Raw genomic sequence first — 17481 nt, 5'->3', positions numbered from 1 at the left:
GAATTCTGGCGTTTTTCCTCTATCGCCTGATTGAATCGGACGGGTACACGGCGATCGGAAGAGGGCTTCATGGCTTTCGAGCGGCTCACCTGGGGTGATCTGGACACGTTGACCCGCAAGGAATTACTGGACCGGTTGATGGTCGAGCAGCAGTATTGGCAGGGGCGGGAGCGCGCGCACATGACGGCGCCGGATCTGGCCGCGCGGGCGGAGTTCGCCCGGATCCTCTTCGCCGTCGTCACCCCGGACGGGCCCGCCTCCCAGCGGGACCTGCCGTCGAAGTGGGTGCGCAGCAAGTACGGGGCGCGGGCGGGGTACTGGAATCAGATCCCTGGCCGCCCCGGGGCGTGACGCCGCGGCTCAGTCCGGGCGCAGCGCGGCCAGCGCGAGCCGCGCGTAGCGGCGCCAGACCGCCGGGTCGCGGATCTCCAGCCCGATCAGCGCCCTGGCCACCCCGGCGACCAGCACCTGCACGTCCATGGCGGTGGCATCCTGGCGCAGCCTGCCCTGCTCGCGGGCGAGCGCGACCATCTGCGTGAGCTGCCGGTCGAGCCGCTCGTCCTCGATGCCGTCGACGCCGCTGAGCACCTCGACCATGAGCCGGTCCTCGGCGAGCCGGGCGGCGACCCGCTCGAGCAGCCCCTCCAGGGCGCGGTAGGCGTCGGTGCGGGCGGCCTCCAGTGCGGCGGCGGCGAGTTCGGCGAACCAGTCCAGGTGCAGCAGCGCCAGCTCGCGGACCAGGTCGGCCTTGGTGGGGTAGCTGCGGTAGACGGTGGCCTTGCCGACACCCGCCCGCGCCGCCACCTCGGGAATGGTCGCCTCCAGCCCGTGCTCGGTGAAGACCTCGATCGCGGCGGAGAGCACCCGCTCGGAGTTGTGCCTGGCGTCGACCCGGCGCCGCCGCTGCCGATCCGGTGCCGTCATCGCGATCCGCTCCCTTCGCCTGAGTGTGTCCAGGGTCTCATCTGCGCAGCTCACGTGAGTTGCTGCACATTCGGGGGTTCGAAGTGGACCCTCGAGTCCGCATCCTCCTACCCTAGACCCTATCCGGACCGTTTGGTCCACCTAGGTGCTTGGAGGACACGCATGGCGTGGCAGTTGTTCCGGCTGGGCCGGTGGTCGTTCGTGCACCGCAGGGCGGTGGCGGCGATCTGGGTGGTGCTGCTGGTGGCGCTCGGCCTCGGCGCCGCGACGCTGTCCGGCCAGACCAGTGACAAGTTCGAGCTGGGCGGGATCGAGTCCACGCGGGCGTTCGAGCTGATCGAGGAGCGGGCCCCGCAGGCCGCCCCGGACGGCGCCACCGCGCGCGTGGTGTTCGAGGCCCCCGAGGGCCGCTCGCTGACCGAGCCCGGCTACAGCGCCGCGGTCACCGCCGCGCTCGGCGCGCTGCACACCGAGCACGTGGCCTCGGTGACCGACCCGCTGACCGGTGGCACGCTCACCGGCGACGGCCGGGTCGGCTACGCCTCGGTCGGCTACGACCGGACCTCCAACGAGCTCACCGACGCCGACCGCACCGCCCTGGAGAACGCCGCGCACGGCGCCGAGGCGGCCGGGCTGAACGTCGCCATCGGCGGCGACGCGGTGAACGAGGTCGAGATGCCGCTGGCCGAGGTCATCGGTGTCGCGGTGGCGCTGCTCGTGCTCGCGGTGACCTTCGGTTCGCTGGTCGCGGCCGGGATGCCGCTGCTCACCGCGCTGATCGGGGTCGGCATCGGCATGCTGGCGATCACCACGCTCACCGGCTTCGTCGAGCTCTCCTCCACCACTCCGGCGCTCGGCACCATGCTCGGGCTCGCGGTCGGCATCGACTACGCGCTGTTCATCATGAGCCGCTACCAGGCCGAGGTCCGCGCCGGGCGCTCGCTGGCGGAAGCCGCGGGCCGCGCGGTCGGCACCGCGGGCTCCGCGGTGGTCTTCGCCGGGCTCACCGTCATCATCGCGCTGGTCGGGCTGGCGGTCTGCAATATCGGCTTCCTCACCCAGATGGGGCTGGGCGGCGCCTTCACCGTCGCGGTCGCGGTGCTCATCTCGCTCACCCTGCTCCCCGCCATCCTCGGCTTCGCGGGCGAGCGGGTCATGAAGGGCAAGCCGCGCTACCTGGCCAAGGCCGCTCCCGGCGAGGAGCCGCTGACGCACGGCCGCCGCTGGGTCGACGGCATCGCGAAGAACAAGTGGGGCGCGCTCGCCGCGGGTATCGCCGTCGCGGTGCTGGCCTCGATCCCGGTCGCCTCCATGCAGCTGGCGCTGCCCGACGACGCGAGCAAGCCCGCGGGCAGCGACGCCCGCACCGCCTACGACCTGATCGCCGAGAACTTCGGCGCGGGCGCCAACGGCCCGCTGATCGTGGTGGTCGACACCGCGAACGCCGCCGACCCGGCAGCCGCCGTGGCCCGGGTGACCAACGACCTGCAGACCATGGCGGGCCGCGCGGGCACCGACGTCGCCACCGTGATCCCCGCGCTCACCAGCGACACCCCGCAGGCCCAGCAGGCCTTCGCCCAGCAGCTCGAGGTCGTGAAGTTCGCGACCGTCACCGTGATCCCCGGCTCCGGCCCGTCGGACCAGGCCACCAAGGACCTGGTGGCAGAGATCCGCGCCACCGTCGCCGACCTGCCCGACCAGACCGGCGCCCGCGCCCTGGTCACCGGCCAGACCGCGGTCGGTGTGGATATCGCCAACGAGCTCACCGCGGTCTTCCCGATCTACCTGGCGGTCGTGGTCGGGCTGGCGGTCTTCCTGCTGATCGCGGTGTTCCGCTCGCTGTGGGTGCCGATCAAGGCCGCGCTCGGCTTCCTGCTCTCGGTCGGCGTCGCGCTCGGCGCCACCGTCGCGGTGTTCCAGTGGGGCTGGCTCAACCAGCTCATCGGCCTCGACACCACCTCGCCGGTGCTGTTCATCCTGCCGATCCTGCTGACCGGCATCCTGTTCGGGCTCGCCATGGACTACGAGGTGTTCCTGGTCAGCCGGATGCGCGAGGCCTACGCGCACGGCACCCCGGCCCGCCAGGCCGTGATCGACGGCTTCGCGCACAGCGCGCGGGTGGTGGTCGCCGCGGCGATCATCATGGTCGGCGTCTTCGCGGGCTTCGCGCTCACCGACGACGTCATCCTCAAGACGATCGGCTTCGCGCTCGCCGTCGGCGTGCTGGCCGACGCCTTCCTGGTCCGCATGCTCATCGTGCCCGCGTTCATGCTGATCGTCGGCGAGCGGATCTGGTGGATGCCGAAGTGGCTCGCGCCGCTGGTCCCGACCTTCGACATCGAAGGCGAGGGGCTCACCAAGCGGCTCGACGCCCCCGCCGACGAAGACGACGCGGTCCCGGCGCTGCGCTGAGCCGTGCCCGGCGACGGCCCGCTCCCGGCTTCCGGGGGCGGGCCGTTCCCCGTCCTGCGCCGGGTACTCGAGAGTTGGATCACACCACCGTGCCCGCGGGGTGGACCAGGACTAACATCCCATGTATCCGTTCACCGTGTCCCGATGCCGTGACCGCAGCCGATTCCGCTGTGGCTGTGCGCAATCGGGACGGGGGGAGCCGAGGGTCGCGACCACTCGCGGACGATCAGTCCAGGGAGCCGCCATGACCGTTCCGCTACCCCGCCCCGCCGCCGTTGGCAGGCATCCGCGCTCCGTCGGGGGGTCGGCGGGTGCCAGGCAGCGCTCCGCCCGGGTCGTGCACCAGCTGCTGCGCTCGTCGATCAAGAGCGGCATCCTGCCCGAGGGCGAGCAGCTCAACGAGGACGCGCTCATCGAGCGGCTGGACTCCACCCGCGCCTCGGTGCGCTCGGCGCTGCAGATGCTCTCCGACGAGGGGCTGGTCACCCGGCGCAGGCGGCTCGGCACCGTGGTGCACAGCGCGCCGGTGCAGCTGCCGGTGCAGGACGTGGTCGGCGATCCCGAGACCGACCAGCTCGAGTACCTGCTGCTCGGCAACCAGATGATCCCCGCGCACCACCTGATCAAGGCCAGGATGCCCGCCAGCGGCGACCACATCCGGCTGCTCGACTACCTGATCAAGCGGGACGGCGTCCCGATCGGCACCCTGGTCGCCTTCCAGGTGAACCCGAACGTCATCCTCATGCCGCACACCCTCGCCATGGACCACATCGCGCCCGTGTTCGAGCTGCAGTACGGCCGCCGGTTCGGCCGGATGGAGACCTGGATCGACGCGGTGGTCGCCGACGCGAGCACCGCCCGCACCCTGGACATCGAGCCCGGCTCGATCCTGCTGGTCCGGGACCAGGTGCTGGCCGACGAGGACGGCAACATCCACGAGTTCGCCTACGCGCACTACCGCGCCGACATGGTCTCGTTCCGCTCGCACTGAAAAGGCGGCCGCCCCGGAAAGGGCGGCCGCCGCGGTGAATTCAGCTGTCGGTGGGCTGCCCGACGCTCATGTTCGAGTAGTCCACCCAGTTGTCCGAGCGCCACGCGTAGCCGCGCACGTCGCTGCCGACCGCCACATTGGGCTGCACCTGGGCGATGAAGACGATCGGCGACTGCTCCAGGTAGATCCGCTCGGTGGCGTTCCAGGCCAGCCCGGCCTCCGCGGAGAGCGCGTCCGGGAGCGCGTTGCCCGCCGCCAGCGCGTCGTAGAACGGCTGGTACTCCCAGTCGGCGAAGTTGTTCGTCGACTCCGCCGCGGTGTAGACGAGCAGCTCGTACGGCGGGGTGAGGGTGATCGCGTAGTCGCGCAGGATGAACGCCTGCGAGGTGTGGTTGCTGCGCTGCGTGGCGAACTCGGCCGCTGGCATCTCGTCGATGGTGATGTCGAAGCCGCCCGCCTTGGCCGCCGTCTGGATCTGCTTGGCGGCGTCCAGTACGTCCGGCTCGGCGGCGCTCACCGCCAGCGTGAACGAGACCCCGCCCGGGAATCCCGCCTGCGTCAGCAGTTCCCGCGCCTTGGCCGGGTCCGAGGTGTACTCCGGGAAGCCCGCGTCGGTGTAGCCGGGGGCGTCGCTGAGCAGGAAGCCCGCGTTCTCCCGCTTGGCCAGGCCGCGGTACACGTTGTCGATGATCTGCTGGTACGGCACCGCGTAGGCCATGGCCTGCCGGACGGTCACATCGTCGAACGGCGCCTTGTTGGTGACCAGCGGCATCATGACGAAGGTGTTCGGGTTGCCGACCTCGGGCACGGTGACGCCGGGGTCGCTCGCGAGCGAGCCGAGGTCGGCGGGGGTGAGCCCCTCTGCCAGGTCGGCGTCGCCGAAGCGCACGGCGTTGGCCCTGGTCCCGGCGTCGGCGACGAAGCGGATATTGATCGTGCGGGTCGGCGGTGGCCCGTTCACGAAGTCCTCGCGGGCGGTCAGCACCACCGAGGTGCCGGGCCGGTAGCTGGTCATCTCGTAGGGGCCGAAGCCGTGGTTCGGATTCTCCGCCGACCAGGAGACCGCGTACGGATCGTCCGGCGTCACGTGCGCCTTCAGCAGTGTGCTGTCGAAGATATGGCCTGCCAGGTCGGCCATGAGCGCGAGGAAGGTGGCTCCGAGCCCGGCGTTGGGCAGGGTGAACGACACCGTGCGGTCGTCGATCTTGCGGATCTGCCTGGCCGGGTCGGTGATCGAGGGATCCATGACGCCGGGCGCCACCGAGCGCGGCGAGGCGAACTTGCGCTCGAACGACCACAGCACGTCGTCGGCGGAGAGCACGTTCCCGGCGGCGCTGCGCGCCTCCTTCAGGGTGAAGGTGTAGGTCAGCCCGTCCGGGCTGACGGTGTAGCCGCTGGCCAGGTAGGGCTGGTAGCTGTAGGTGTCCTGCTGCTGCACGCCGCGGCCCTGGGCGCTGTCCACGTAGGGCTTGCGCAGCAGCCCGGCGTGCAGGTTGTTGGCCTGCTCGTAGCCGCCGAAGCCATTGTCGATGGCCCAGACCAGGCCGTTGTCCGGGGCGACGACGGTGAGCGTATTGCCGGGCGTGCCCGCGGATTCCGGGGTGTTGGCCGGGGCGGAGCAGGCGGTGAGGGTGAGCGCCGCGAGCGCGGCGAGAGCCGCGGGCGCGCGTCGGAGGGTGGGCATGGCGGGGCTCCTCGGGGAGAAAAGGGAAGACATGGCGCTACCGGTCCCGGCCCCGACCGAAGAGCCGCTGCCCGACCGCGGTCACGACCACGACGGTCAGCGCCAGCGCCAGCGCCGGGAAGAGCGCGGACCACCAGCGGCCGGAGGCGGCGTCGGGGGCGCCCGCCGAGATCATCGAGCCCCACTCCGGCGTCGGCGGGTTCAGCCCGACGCCGAGGAAGCCGAGCCCGGCGGTGAGCACGATCGCCGAGGCGAAGACCAGCGAGGCGTTCTCGAAGGCGGGCCAGGAGGCATTGGGCAGCACGTGCCGGAAGATCACCGCGTACTCCGGCTCGCCGGAGATCCTGGCGGCGTCCAGGTATGCCTCCGCGCGCACCCGCAGCACCTCGGTCCGGACCAGCCTGGCCTGGTTGGGGGTGAGCACCACGGTCAGCGCCAGCGCCAGCGCGGGCACCGAGGCGCCGAAGTAGGCGATGAGCACCAGCCCGATCACGATGGCGGGCACCGCCTGCACCAGGTCGATCGCCCTGGCCAGGCCGCGCGCCACCGCGCCGACCGGCCCGGAGCCGGACTCGCGCATGCCGACCAGCAGCCCGAGCAGGATCCCGATCGCGGTGGCCGCGACCGTGGTGAGCAGCCCGATCAGCAGGTTGTTGGCGGTGGCGGCCACGGTCCTGGAGAAGACGTCCATGCCCGCGGAGTCGGTGCCGAAGAGGTGGTCGGCGCCGGGCGCGATGTCCGGGCGGGCCACCACGTCCACCGGGCTGTACGGCACCAGCGCCGCACCGAGCACGGCGACCAGCACCAGTATTCCGGCGCAGACCAGCGGCAGGAAGGACAGGGTGCGCGCCACCGGCGAGCGGCGCGGGGTCTCGATCACGGCCATGTCAGTTCCCTTCCGTCCGCACACCGGGCCGCCTGCGCGGGTCGAGCATCATGTTCACCACGTCGACCGCGAAGAAGACCAGCAGCGACACCGCGGCCACGATCAACAGGAAGCCCTGCAGGGCGATGAAGTCCGAGCGGGTCACCGCCTGCACGGCGTACTCCCCCATCCCCGGCATGGCGAAGAGCTGCTCGATCACGACCGCCCCGCCGAGCATGAACCCGAAGATGGTGCCGAACATGGCCACCGTCGAGGGCAGCGCGCGCCTGCCGATGCTCAGCAGCACCATGGGACGCGAAGCGCCGGAGGCGATCCGGAACTTCGTCGCCTGTGCCTCGGCGGCCTGCTGCGCCGAGCGGATGAACAGCTTGAGCAGCATCGGTGCGTAGGCGATCACCAGCGCCGCCACCGGCAGCCACAGGTGCGCCAGCATCGAGCGCAGCAGGATGGTGTCCGAGGAGAGCGCGGCGTCCAGCAGCGGCAGCCCGGTGGCCCGCGGCGGCGGGTTCAGCATGAGGTCGTACCGCCCGATCGGGGCGGGCGCCCAGCGCAGCACCGCGTAGAACACGAAGACACCGGCCACGCCGAGGCAGAAGTCCGGGATGGCGCCCGCGGCGCGGGCGTACCCGGCCATCGCCCTGGAGAACACGTTGCGCGGCCGCAGCACCACGAAGAGCCCGGCGCCCAGCGTCAGCACGCTGGAGACGATCATGGCGAGCAGCGCCAGCTCCAGGGTCTCCGGGAGCCTGCGGGCCATCTCCTCGGCCACCGGCGTGCTATCGATGATCGAGTTGCCGAAGTCGAAGGTCACTACGTTCCCGAGGTAGCGGCCGAGCTGCTCGATCAGGCTGCCGCTGAGCCCGAGCGATTCCCTGGCCTCGGCGGCCTGCTCCGGCGACATGGGCTGGCCGCCGGAGATGATCGCCACCGGGTCGCCCGGGATCAGCCGGACCACGAAGAACACCGCGACGGCGAAGAGGAACAGGTGCACCGGCAGCATGGCCAGCCGGGTCACCCACCACCCCTGCCTGCGCCACAGCTCGCCGATCACGCGGGCACCTCCTCGCGCGCGGTGGTGCGGTAGGCGTCCACCAGGGAGCGGGTGTAGGGGTGGGTGGAGTGGTGCAGGACGTCGAGCGTCGGCCCGCGCTCCACCACGGCCCCCCGGTACATGACCACCAGCTCCTCGGCGATGAAGGCGGTGGCGGGCAGCCCGTGCGAGACGAAGACCAGCCCGGCGCCGTTCTGCTCGCAGTGCGCCTTGAGCAGGTTGAGCACGGTGCCCTGCACCGAGACGTCGAGCGCGGAGACCGCCTCGTCGCAGATGACCAGCTTGGGGTTCACCACCAGCGCGCGGGCGATGGAGAAGCGCTGGCGCTGCCCGCCGGAGACCTGGTGCGGGTAGCGGTCGGTGAGCGCGGGGTCGAGTTCCAGCGCGGCGACCGTCTCGTCGACCAGGGCGTCGGCGGCCTTCCGGTCCTTGCCGAGCAGCTCCAGCACCGGGCGGCGGATGGCGTCGCGCAGGGTGCGGCGCGGGTCGAAGGAGCCGGCGGTGTCCTGCGCGACCAGCTGCACCTCGCGGCGGAACCCGCGCAGGTCGGGGCGGTTGAGCCGGGTGAGCGGCTTGCCGTTGAACTCCACCGTGCCCGCGCTCGGGTGCTCCAGCCCGACCATCATGCGCACCAGCGTCGATTTCCCCGACCCCGACTCGCCGACGATGCCGAGCCGGTCGGCGGGGGTGAGCATGAGGTCGAGCGGCTGCACCGCGGTGTGCTTCGCGCCGCCGCGGCCGGTGAAGACCCTGGTGGCGGCGTGGAACTCGATGGTGGTGAGTTCTCGCTGTGGGTCGGCGGCGGCCATCACGCCACCGCGGCCATGGTCGGCAGCCGGTCCAGCGCGGCGGAGGCCAGGGTGGGGACGCAGGCGACGAGGCCGCGGGTGTAGGGGTGGACGGCGGTCTGCGCGAGCGTCGCCGACGGCCCCTCCTCCACGATCCGGCCGCGGTGCATGACCACGGTGTGGTCGGTGAACTCCTGGCAGAGCGCGATGTCGTGCGAGACCATGAGCAGCCCGGCGCCGACGTCGGCGCTCAGCGCGACCATGAGCTGCATGAGCTCGCGGGAGAGCGTGGCGTCCAGCGCGCTGGTCGGTTCGTCGGCGATGAGCAGCTTCGGCGAGCCGCTCAGTGCGATCGCGATCATGACCCGCTGGCGCATGCCGCCGGAGAGCTCGTAGGGGCGGGCGGCGAGCACCCGCGCGGTGTCGGTGAGCCCGACCCGGCGCAGCCACTCCGCCGCCCGCGCCGCGGCGGCGCGCCTGCTCGGCCTGCGGCCGTCGGTGGTCAGGTCGTTGTTGCGGATCACCGCGGTCAGCTGCTGCCCGACCGTCCAGACCGGGTCCAGCGAGGTCATGGCGTCCTGGAAGACGACGGCGACGCCGGGAATCCGGTGCGGGACGGCGCTGCGCGGGCGGGCGAGCAGGTCGGTGTCGTCGAAGCGGACGGCGGTGGCCTCCACGGTGGCGTCCGGGCCGAGGAAGCCCGCGACGGCCATGCAGGCGGTGGTCTTGCCGGAGCCGGATTCACCGACGACGGCGACCCTGGTGCCCGGTTCCAGGGTGAGCGAGAAGTCCTGGACGGCGGTGAACCCGCCGTAGCGGATGCTCAGGTCGCGGACGGTGAGCAGGGCGTCGTCCGGCTCGGGCGCCGCCGCTTTCGTGGTCTGGGGGGTGGTGATGGTGGCGGTCACGGGGATCGGCTCCTTGGTGCGGTGTTCGTTACGAGGCCGGTCGGTCCACGCTGACCGAGTACTGCTGCCGGATCAGAAGTCGAGAAGGTTCTCGCGGAAGGTTCTGTGCGCGTACCCGTCGCGGATGAGGCCGCGGCGGCGCAGGGCGGGGGCGAGGCCGTCGCAGACCTCCATGATCGAGCGGCGGGTGACGTCCGGGTACATGAGGAAGCCGTCGCCGCCCGCCTCCTGCATGACCTCGCCCATCTGCGCGGCCATGGTGTCCGGGCTGCCGACGAACTCCATGCCGTAGTTGGCCGGGCCCTTGGCGAGGTCGCGCAGGGTGATGTTCTGCGACCCCTCCAGCCAGGACTTCGCGGTGGTGGTCTCGCCGTTCCCGAGCTCCTGCGGGACCGGCCCGTCGAGGTCGTATTTGCGGTAGTCGACGACGCCGCCGCTGACGTAGGAGAGGTACCAGAGCCGTTTCTCGATATTGTCCGGGTCGCCCTTGGCGGCGTCGAAGCGGTCGAAGCGGTCCTGCGCCTCGGCATCGGTGTCGCCGAGGTAGGGCGTCGCCATGAAGAGGATCTTGAGATCCTCCGGCTTGCGGCCGTGCGCGATGAGCCGCCGGTCCATGTCGGTGCGGAGCTCCTTCATCTGCTCCGGCGTCTTCGCCAGGGCGAGCATGGTGTCCGCGTGCCGCGCGGCCAGTTCGCGGCCGGGCGTGGAGTTGCCCGCCTGGGCCACCACCGGCCTGCGCTGCGGGCCGGGGATGGTGTTCAGCGGGCCGCGGCACTTGAAGTAGCGGCCCTCGAAGTCGATCGGGTGCACCTTGGTGTGGTCGGCGTAGCGGGGTTCGTCCTGGTCGTGCACGAGCGCGTCGGGTTCCCACGAGTCCCAGAGCCTGCTCACGACCTCCATCCACTCGTCGGCCATGGCGTACCGCTCGGCGTGCTCGAAGTGCCTGTCGTAGCCGAAGTTCTGCGCCACCCGGTGCGAGACCGAGGTGACCACGTTGATGCCGACCCGCCCCTTGGTGAGGTGGTCCAGCGTCACCATCGAGCGGGCGGCCAGGAACGGCGGGTACTGGATGGTGGACATGGTGGCGACGATGCCGATGTGCTCGGTGGCCGCGGCCAGCATGGGCACCAGCGGGATGGGGTCGTTCTTCGGCGCCATCAGCCCGTACTTCAGGGTGGTGTCCATGGAGGCGCCGTAGGTGTCCTCCACCATGGAGGTGTCCTCGATGAAGAGCAGATCGAATCCGGCGCGCTCCAGCGATGTCGTCAGGTCGACGTACATGCCGGGCTGCGTCCATTCGGTCATGGCCCGGCCCGCCCAATTGCCGTACCACGGTTGCATTCCGAAGCCGTTGCCGAGAAACCAGCCCAGTCTGAACATGTCATTCTCCTTCGCTTCCGCACACAGCTAATCCGGCGGCCGTGTCGCGATGACTTCGCGCCGGTAGCAACTCGATTACGCCGGTCCGCTGCGCGGTTCGCACCGCCTCCGACCTGGCATTTCCTCTCTTTTCACCGGCCACAACGCCGAGCGGCAGCCACCCGGCGAACGCCAGTGCGGCGCAGCAGGCGACGAAGACCGCGGCTACCGCCGCGACCCCGGCCCGCGGACCGAGCGCGGAGACCAGCGCCCCACCGCAGAGCACGAACGCCGCCGCGCCGAGGTAGGCGACGGCCGAGTAGCCGGACATCACCCGCCCCTGCGCAACCGGGCCCAGCCCGGTCGAGACCAGGGCCAGCCCGGCCCGGAACGCCGCCACCTGCCCGAACCCCGCCGCCACCGACCCGGCCAGCAGCAGCCAGGCATTGCCGACCACGATCCCGGCGCCCGCCGCGCCCACTCCGGCGGCCAGCACGGCGAGTACGGGGGACAACCGGTCGGCGCGCCCGAGCGCGGGGACGAGCGACCCGGCCGCCGCGGCGAAGAGCGCCGAGCCGCAGAGCGTCAGCGCGGTGAGCAGTGAATCGGTGAGGCCGCGGGCCAGCACCGCGGCGGGCAGCACCCCGGTCGCCAGCCCGCCCACCGCCCAGCCCAGCGCCCCGGCCAGGTAGGCGATCGGGGCACGGTGCATTCCGTGCCCCCGCTGCGCGGCGGTGGCACTTGCCCGCAGGCCGGTGGTACTGCACTCGCCGCCCGGTGCTGTGCCTGCACCGGGCGCCGGGGCGTCGGACACCCGCGGCGCGCCGCAGGCATTCGGCTCGTCGCCGAATCGCCCAGCGCCGCCGCCGGCCGGCTCGTCACCGAGCAGGACTCGGCCGTGCCGGAGGTCGGCCGCCAGCGCGAGCAGGACGGCCCCGGCCACGACGGCATTGAGCAGGTAAACCGTGGTGAAGGTGCCAGGCAGCCAGGCCACCACCACCGCGGCCAGCGCCAGCCCGGTCCCCGCCCCGAGCATCGAGGCGCCCCCGACGAACTGCCTCCCCCGCGCTCCGAGCGCCGCCACCGCGACCGCGGCCGCCGAGGCGGTGGCCAACGCACTGGAGAGCCCGACCAGCAACCGGCCGGGGTACAGCAGCCAGGTCTGCGAAACCCCTTGCATCAGTAACAGATTCGCAACGACCCCGGAGGCGAGCGCGGCGACCAGGACTACCCTGGCGTACCGGGCCAGCGAGGTCAGCGCACCGAGGAGCAGCACCACCACGAGCGGCACGAAGTACATGGCGAAGACGGCCGCGGTGGCCAGCGGCGACATGCCGAGCCGGGTCTGATATTCGGGCAGCAGCGGGGTGATGGCGTTCGACCCGCAGATGGCGACGACGAACGCCGCGACCGCGAGCGGGCCGGTGGCCGCCGAGAACCCCTCAGAACGAGCGCAGATTCTCACGGAACGTCCGATGGCTGAAACCCTCCCGGATGAGGCCGCGGCGGGCGAGCTCGGGGCAGAGCCCCTCGGTGATCTCCGCGGTGTAGGCCCGGCTCGGCGGCTGCGAGAGGAACATGAAGCCGTCGCCGCCGACGAACTCCATGGCCTCCTCCATGGCGTCGGCGACCGTCACCGGCGAGCCGATGAGCTCCATGGACTGCACCCGCATGGCCGAGGCCGCCTCCCGGATCGGCCTGCCGCCGAAGACCTCCTTCCAGATGGCGAACTGGCCCTGGTGGCCGTTGGTGGTGACGTCGTCGGGGATCGGCAGGTCCGGGTCGAAGACCGAGAAGTCGATCTCCATGGTGGCGGCGAAGTGCGCCATCTGGTGTTCGAAGTTCTCCTGCCTGCGGGCCAGGAACTCCTCCTGCTTGGCCCGCGCGAGTTCGTCGGTGCGGGCGATGACCGGGGCGACGACGAAGAACACCTTGATCTCGTCGGGGTCGCGCCCCGCCTTTTCCGCCCGGATGCGGATGTCGTCCCGGTACGCCTTCATGTTCGCCAGGCCGTTCGGGATGCAGAGCAGCATGTCGGCGTTGGCGGCGGCGAAGTCGCGGCCGCGCGGCGAGGAGCCCGCCTGGCAGATCACCGGTTTGCGCTGCGGGCTCGGCGAGACGTTGAGCGGGCCGCGCACCGCGAAGTGCTTGCCGCGGTGGTCGATCGGGGCGACCTTGGTGTGGTCGGCGTAGTAGCCGCGCTCCCGGTCGACGACGACGGCGTCGTCGTCCCACGACTTCCAGAGCTTGCCGGTGACCTCGAGGAACTCCTCGGCGATGTCGTAGCGGGCGTCGTGCTCGGGCAGCACGTCCATGCCGAAGTTCTGCGCGGCCCGGTCCTCGCTGGAGGTCACCACGTTCCAGCCGACCCGCCCGCGGGTCACGTGGTCCAGCGTGCTGAAGGCGCGGGCCAGCAGGTACGGCGGGTAGAAGGTGGTGGAGGCGGTCGCGACGATCCCGATGTGCTCGGTCGCGTAGGCGAGCATCGACACCACCGGCACCGGGTCCAGCTTCGGGGCGTAGAAGGCGTGCTTGAGTTCGAGCTCCGCGGTGCCCGCGTAGGTGTCGGGCACCATGAGCGAGTCCTCGAGCATCATGAAGTCGAAGCCGGCGCGCTCCATGTCACGCACCATGTCGATGTAGAAGCGTCCGTCGCTCCAGTTCTCGGCATCGCGCTCGGACCAGCCGTCGCGCCACTGCGGCGCCGTCAGGTTGCCGAACCAGCCGAGGCGAAAACGATTCGCGGCCACTGTGATTCCTCCGTCGTTCGGGCTCAGAATGCGAGCAGGTTGTCGCGGAACGGGACATTGTCGAAGCCGTCGCGAATGAGGCCGCGGCGGCGCAGCGCCGGGCTCAGGCCCTCGGTGTACTCGGCGATCGTGCGCCGGTTGAGCGAGGCGGGCTGGTACAGCAGGAAGCCGTCGCCGCCGACCTCGTCCATGATCTCGCCCATCTGCGCGGCGACGGTGTCCGGCGAGCCGATCAGCCCGAGGTCGCCGATCTGCCTGACCCCGGTGACCACCTCGCGCAGCGTCTTGTCCTCGTTGCCGACGACGTACTGGCGCATGGAGCTCTGCTCGCCGTTGCCGAGGATGTCCGGCATCGTGGCGTCCAGGTCGAAAGCGCCGAAGTCGACGGTGCCGCCGCTGACGTAGGAGAGCTGCCACAGCACCCGCTCGATGTGGTCGCGCGAGGTGGTCTGCGCGACCCTGGCCGCTTCCCGCTGCCGCGCGTCGGCATCGGTCTCGCCGAGCATGGGTGAGACCAGGAACATGACCTTGCAGTCGCCGGGTTTGCGGCCGTGCGCGAGCAGCCGCTCGTGCATGTCCGCGCGGAAGGCCTTCATCTGGGCGGGGGTGTGGCCCATGGCGAGCATGGTGTCGGCGTGCGCGGCGGCCAGCTCCCGCCCGGCGACCGAGTTGCCCGCCTGCGCCACCACCGGGCGCGCTGCGGGCCGGGCACGGTGTTCAGCGGGCCGCGGACCCTGAAGTAGGTGCCCTCGTGGTCGATGGTGTGCACCTTCGAGGCGTCTGCGTACATCGGCGTCACCGGGTCGGCGACCACCGCGCCCGGCTCCCAGGAGTCCCAGAGCTTGCTCACCACCTCCATCCACTCCCCCGCCATCACGTACCGCTCGTCGTGCGGCAGGTGCTCGTCGTAGCCGAAGTTCTGCGCCACCCGGTGCGTCACCGAGGTGACCACGTTGACGCCCGCGCGGCCCTCGGTGAGGTGGTCGAGGGTGACCATGAGCCGGGCCGCGGTGTAGGGCTGGTACTGGATGGTGGACATGGTGTTGATGACCCCGATGTGCCGCGACCCCCTGGTCATGAGCGGGACCAGCGGCAGCGGGTCGTTCTTCGGCGCCATCTCGCCGTGCGCGAGGGTCCAGGCGGCCGAGCCGCCGTAGGTGTCCTCGACCATGGCGGTGTCCTCGATGAAGACGAAGTCGTAGCCGCCGCGCTCCAGCGCCGCGGCGAGCTCGATGTAGCGGTCCGGCTTCATCCAGTCGTGCGCGGCGTCGCCGTCGAACACCCCGCGCCATGGCTGGATTCCGAATCCCTGTCCCAGGAACCAACCGAGGTGGAACATGTCTCTCTCCTTCGGATTTCGTTCACTCGCTGCCGAGCAGGTGGCCCATGCGCTCGCGTTTGGTGGTCAGGTAGCGGAGGTTGCCTGGCACCGTTCCCACGATGTGCGGCCGCCGCACCACCCGGATCCCGGCCGCTTCGAGCCCGGCGATCTTCGCCGGGTTGTTGGTCAGCAGCTGCACCGAGCGGCAGCCGAGATCGGTCAATATCGCTGCCGCCGCGCCGTATTCGCGGCTGTCCACCGGCTCGCCGAGCGCGAGGTTGGCCTGCACGGTGTCCAGGCCGCCGTCCTGGAAGCGGTAGGCGGCCAGTTTCTTGAGCAGCCCGATGCCGCGCCCCTCGTGGCCGCGCAGGTACACCAGCGCGCCGCCCGCGTGCGCGATCCTGGCCAGCGCGGCGTCCAGCTGCGGGCCGCACTCGCAGCGCTGGGATCCGAAGGCCTCGCCGGTGAGGCACTCCGAGTGCACCCGGACCAGCGGCGCCGCGCCGATCGGGCCGCGGAGCAGCACCAGGTGCTCGGCGCCGGTCTCGGCGTCCTCGTAGCCGATGACGTCGAAGCGGCCGTGGCCGGTGTCCATGCTGGTCTGCACGCTGCGGCGGACCCGGGAGGGCGGCGGCAGCGGGCGCGGGTGCGCCGCCCGGTGGCGGACCAGCTCGGCGATGGTGAGCACCGGGAGCTGGTGTGCGGCCCCGAGCGCGTCCACGCCGGGGCGGCGCAGCATCTCGCCGTCGGCGCCGACCAGCTCGGCGATGGCGCCGACCGGGGGCAGCCCGGCCAGTTCGCAGAGCTCGACGGCGGCCTCGGTGTGGCCGGGGCGCTCCAGCACGCCGCCGTCCCGCGCCCGCAGCGGGAGCACGTGGCCGGGGCGGATCAGGTCGGCGGGCCGGGCCGCCGGGTCGGCGAGCACCCCCAGGGTGCGGGTCCGGTCCCTGGCGCTGATGCCGGTGCCGACGCCGGTCGCCGCGTCGACGGTCACCGTGTAGGCGGTGCGGCGGGGGTCGCGGTTGTCCCGCACCATCTGCGGCAGGCCCAGCGCCGCGGCGCGCTCGCCGGACAGGGGCGCGCAGAGCAGCCCGGAGGTCTCGCGGATGGTCCAGGCCACCCACTCCGGGGTCGCGGTGGCGGCGGCCAGCACCACGTCGCCCTCGTTCTCCCGGTCCTCGTCGTCCACCACCAGCACCGGGCGGCCCGCCCGCAGCGCCGCCACCGCGTGCTCCACCGCGCTACCCACCGGCGCGCTCCAGCCGGTGGAAGCGGCTGCGGTGGAACACGATCGGCGCCACGTCGGCGGGGACCTCCAGCCAGTCGATGGCCAGCAGCGCGACCAGGTGGTCGCCCGCGGGCACCTCCTCGGCGATGGTGGCCGCCAACCAGAGCGCGGCGCCGTGCACCAGCAGCGCGCCGCCCGGCCCGGACTGCGTCGCCACCCCGTCGAAGCGGTCGCCGGTCTTGGCGGCGAGGGTGCGGGCCACCGCGCCGTGCTCCTCGCCGAGCACGCTCAGCCCGAGGCCGCCCGCGGCGCGCAGTTTGGGCCAGGTGGTGGAGGTGGTCTGGATGCAGACGGCCACCAGCGGCGGGTCCAGGGAGACCGAGACGAAGGTGCTGGCCGCCATGCCGATGCGCTCGCGCTCGGTCTCGGCGCAGATCGCGACGACCCCGCTGGGGAAGTGCCCGAAGGCGTCGCGCAGCGCGCGGCCGTCGAGTTCGGTGCTGGTCACGGCTCCTCGCTTCCGGCGGGGGCGGGCACCGAGTGCCGGAGCAGCGCGCCCCAGCGGTCGGCGTAGTCGGCGATCCGGCCGTCGGTCGGGTAGCTGCCGTCGAGCAGGAACAGCCCCGGCGCCGGGCAGGCCGCGCCCAGCTCCACCAGCAGCGGTTTCAGCAGCAGCTCGGCGGCCATGGCGTGGAACGGCGCGGCGCCGAGCATGAGCGGGACGGCGATCACGTCCCGCAGCCCCTCACCGGTGGCGAACTGGTCGAGGAAGAGCTTCAGCACCCCCGAGTAGGTGGCCTTGAAGGTGGGGCTGGCCACCACCACCAGATCCGAGTTCGAGACCGCGGCGACGGCATCGGCCACCGCCTCGCTCCCCCAGCCGAGCAGCCCGTCCCCCAGCGCGATCACGTCGACGACGGTGTCCGGGGCTGCCCCGGTCAGCGCCTCCACGACCAGCTCGGCCGCGTGCAGCGTGCGCGAATGCGGTTTCGGGTTGCCGGCGACTACGGCGACTTTCATCTCTGCGCCCTTTCCTTCGACGACATCGGGTGACCCCAGGAAATCCGTGGGCAATGTCGAATGTGCAACCCGGGCGTGTCCGGTGGATTTCGCCGACCCGCGGCCCAGCGAACCGGCCGTGAGGTGCGGATTCGCTGTCCGGCGGCGGGCACTCCGCCG

15 protein-coding genes and 1 pseudogene are annotated in these 17481 nt (G+C 71.7%); 3 read left to right on the top strand and 13 right to left on the bottom strand.

Annotated features, from left to right (window positions below; translation table 11 throughout):
• Nucleotides 1–69 precede the first annotated feature (69 nt).
• Nucleotides 70–351, top strand: coding sequence for a hypothetical protein (locus tag ACFUUZ_RS17090; RefSeq protein WP_378697144.1), 282 nt, complete (start codon nt 70–72; stop codon nt 349–351).
• 9 nt (nt 352–360) lie between these two features.
• On the opposite strand, the gene ACFUUZ_RS17085 is transcribed toward ACFUUZ_RS17090, so the two are convergent.
• On the bottom strand, nt 361–924 hold the full coding sequence (locus tag ACFUUZ_RS17085) for a helix-turn-helix domain-containing protein (RefSeq protein ID WP_378697142.1): 564 nt from the start codon (nt 922–924) through the stop codon (nt 361–363).
• A gap of 162 nt (nt 925–1086) precedes the next feature.
• Between ACFUUZ_RS17085 and ACFUUZ_RS17080 the strand changes: the two genes are divergently transcribed.
• Entirely contained in the window at nt 1087–3336 is a 2250-nt protein-coding gene (locus ACFUUZ_RS17080) for an MMPL family transporter (RefSeq protein ID WP_378697140.1), read from the top strand.
• Between the two features lie 244 nt (nt 3337–3580).
• A complete protein-coding gene (locus ACFUUZ_RS17075; RefSeq protein WP_378697138.1) occupies nt 3581–4327 on the top strand; it encodes a GntR family transcriptional regulator in 747 nt (248 codons plus the stop codon).
• 40 nt (nt 4328–4367) lie between these two features.
• On the opposite strand, the gene ACFUUZ_RS17070 is transcribed toward ACFUUZ_RS17075, so the two are convergent.
• From ACFUUZ_RS17070 to ACFUUZ_RS17015, 12 genes and pseudogenes are all read right to left on the bottom strand, one after another.
• Nucleotides 4368–6011 carry an ABC transporter substrate-binding protein gene (locus ACFUUZ_RS17070; protein WP_378697136.1) on the bottom strand — a complete coding sequence of 548 codons (1644 nt, stop codon included), beginning with the start codon at nt 6009–6011 and terminating at the stop codon, nt 4368–4370.
• 37 nt (nt 6012–6048) lie between these two features.
• A complete protein-coding gene (locus ACFUUZ_RS17065; protein ID WP_378697135.1) occupies nt 6049–6897 on the bottom strand; it encodes an ABC transporter permease in 849 nt (282 codons plus the stop codon).
• A 1-nt stretch (nt 6898) separates the two neighbouring features.
• Nucleotides 6899–7948, bottom strand: coding sequence for an ABC transporter permease (locus ACFUUZ_RS17060; protein ID WP_378697133.1), 1050 nt, complete (start codon nt 7946–7948; stop codon nt 6899–6901).
• Complete coding sequence (locus tag ACFUUZ_RS17055) at nt 7945–8757, bottom strand: ABC transporter ATP-binding protein (RefSeq protein WP_378697131.1); 813 nt, start codon at nt 8755–8757, stop codon at nt 7945–7947. The genes ACFUUZ_RS17060 and ACFUUZ_RS17055 overlap by 4 nt, the downstream gene beginning before the upstream one ends.
• Nucleotides 8757–9644, bottom strand: a complete 888-nt coding sequence (locus ACFUUZ_RS17050) for an ATP-binding cassette domain-containing protein (protein ID WP_378697129.1) — start codon at nt 9642–9644, stop codon at nt 8757–8759. The genes ACFUUZ_RS17055 and ACFUUZ_RS17050 overlap by 1 nt, the downstream gene beginning before the upstream one ends.
• Before the next feature lie 72 nt (nt 9645–9716).
• On the bottom strand, nt 9717–11024 hold the full coding sequence (locus ACFUUZ_RS17045) for an NtaA/DmoA family FMN-dependent monooxygenase (RefSeq protein WP_378697127.1): 1308 nt from the start codon (nt 11022–11024) through the stop codon (nt 9717–9719).
• Nucleotide 11025: 1 nt separating this feature from the next.
• Nucleotides 11026–12468 carry an MFS transporter gene (locus ACFUUZ_RS17040; RefSeq protein WP_378697125.1) on the bottom strand — a complete coding sequence of 481 codons (1443 nt, stop codon included), beginning with the start codon at nt 12466–12468 and terminating at the stop codon, nt 11026–11028.
• A complete protein-coding gene (locus tag ACFUUZ_RS17035; protein ID WP_378697123.1) occupies nt 12446–13753 on the bottom strand; it encodes an NtaA/DmoA family FMN-dependent monooxygenase in 1308 nt (435 codons plus the stop codon). Before ACFUUZ_RS17035 ends, ACFUUZ_RS17040 begins: the two co-directional genes overlap by 23 nt.
• A 23-nt stretch (nt 13754–13776) precedes the next feature.
• A pseudogene (locus tag ACFUUZ_RS17030) lies at nt 13777–15005 on the bottom strand (NtaA/DmoA family FMN-dependent monooxygenase).
• Between the two features lie 109 nt (nt 15006–15114).
• Nucleotides 15115–16323: a 3,4-dihydroxy-2-butanone-4-phosphate synthase gene (ribB, locus tag ACFUUZ_RS17025; protein ID WP_378697121.1), complete on the bottom strand. Its 1209-nt coding sequence runs from the start codon at nt 16321–16323 to the stop codon at nt 15115–15117.
• Nucleotides 16316–16810, bottom strand: a complete 495-nt coding sequence (locus ACFUUZ_RS17020; RefSeq protein WP_378697119.1) for a flavin reductase family protein — start codon at nt 16808–16810, stop codon at nt 16316–16318. The genes ribB and ACFUUZ_RS17020 overlap by 8 nt, the downstream gene beginning before the upstream one ends.
• Nucleotides 16807–17322 carry an NAD(P)H-dependent oxidoreductase gene (locus ACFUUZ_RS17015; protein ID WP_378697117.1) on the bottom strand — a complete coding sequence of 172 codons (516 nt, stop codon included), beginning with the start codon at nt 17320–17322 and terminating at the stop codon, nt 16807–16809. The genes ACFUUZ_RS17020 and ACFUUZ_RS17015 overlap by 4 nt, the downstream gene beginning before the upstream one ends.
• Nucleotides 17323–17481: the final 159 nt, after the last annotated feature.

It is taken from the genome of Nocardia sp. NPDC057353, from assembly GCF_042667085.1.
Taxonomy (GTDB): Bacteria; Actinomycetota; Actinomycetes; order Mycobacteriales; family Mycobacteriaceae; genus Nocardia.
Note: the sequence above shows the minus strand (reverse complement) of the source record. Positions and strands in the feature narration are given on the sequence as shown.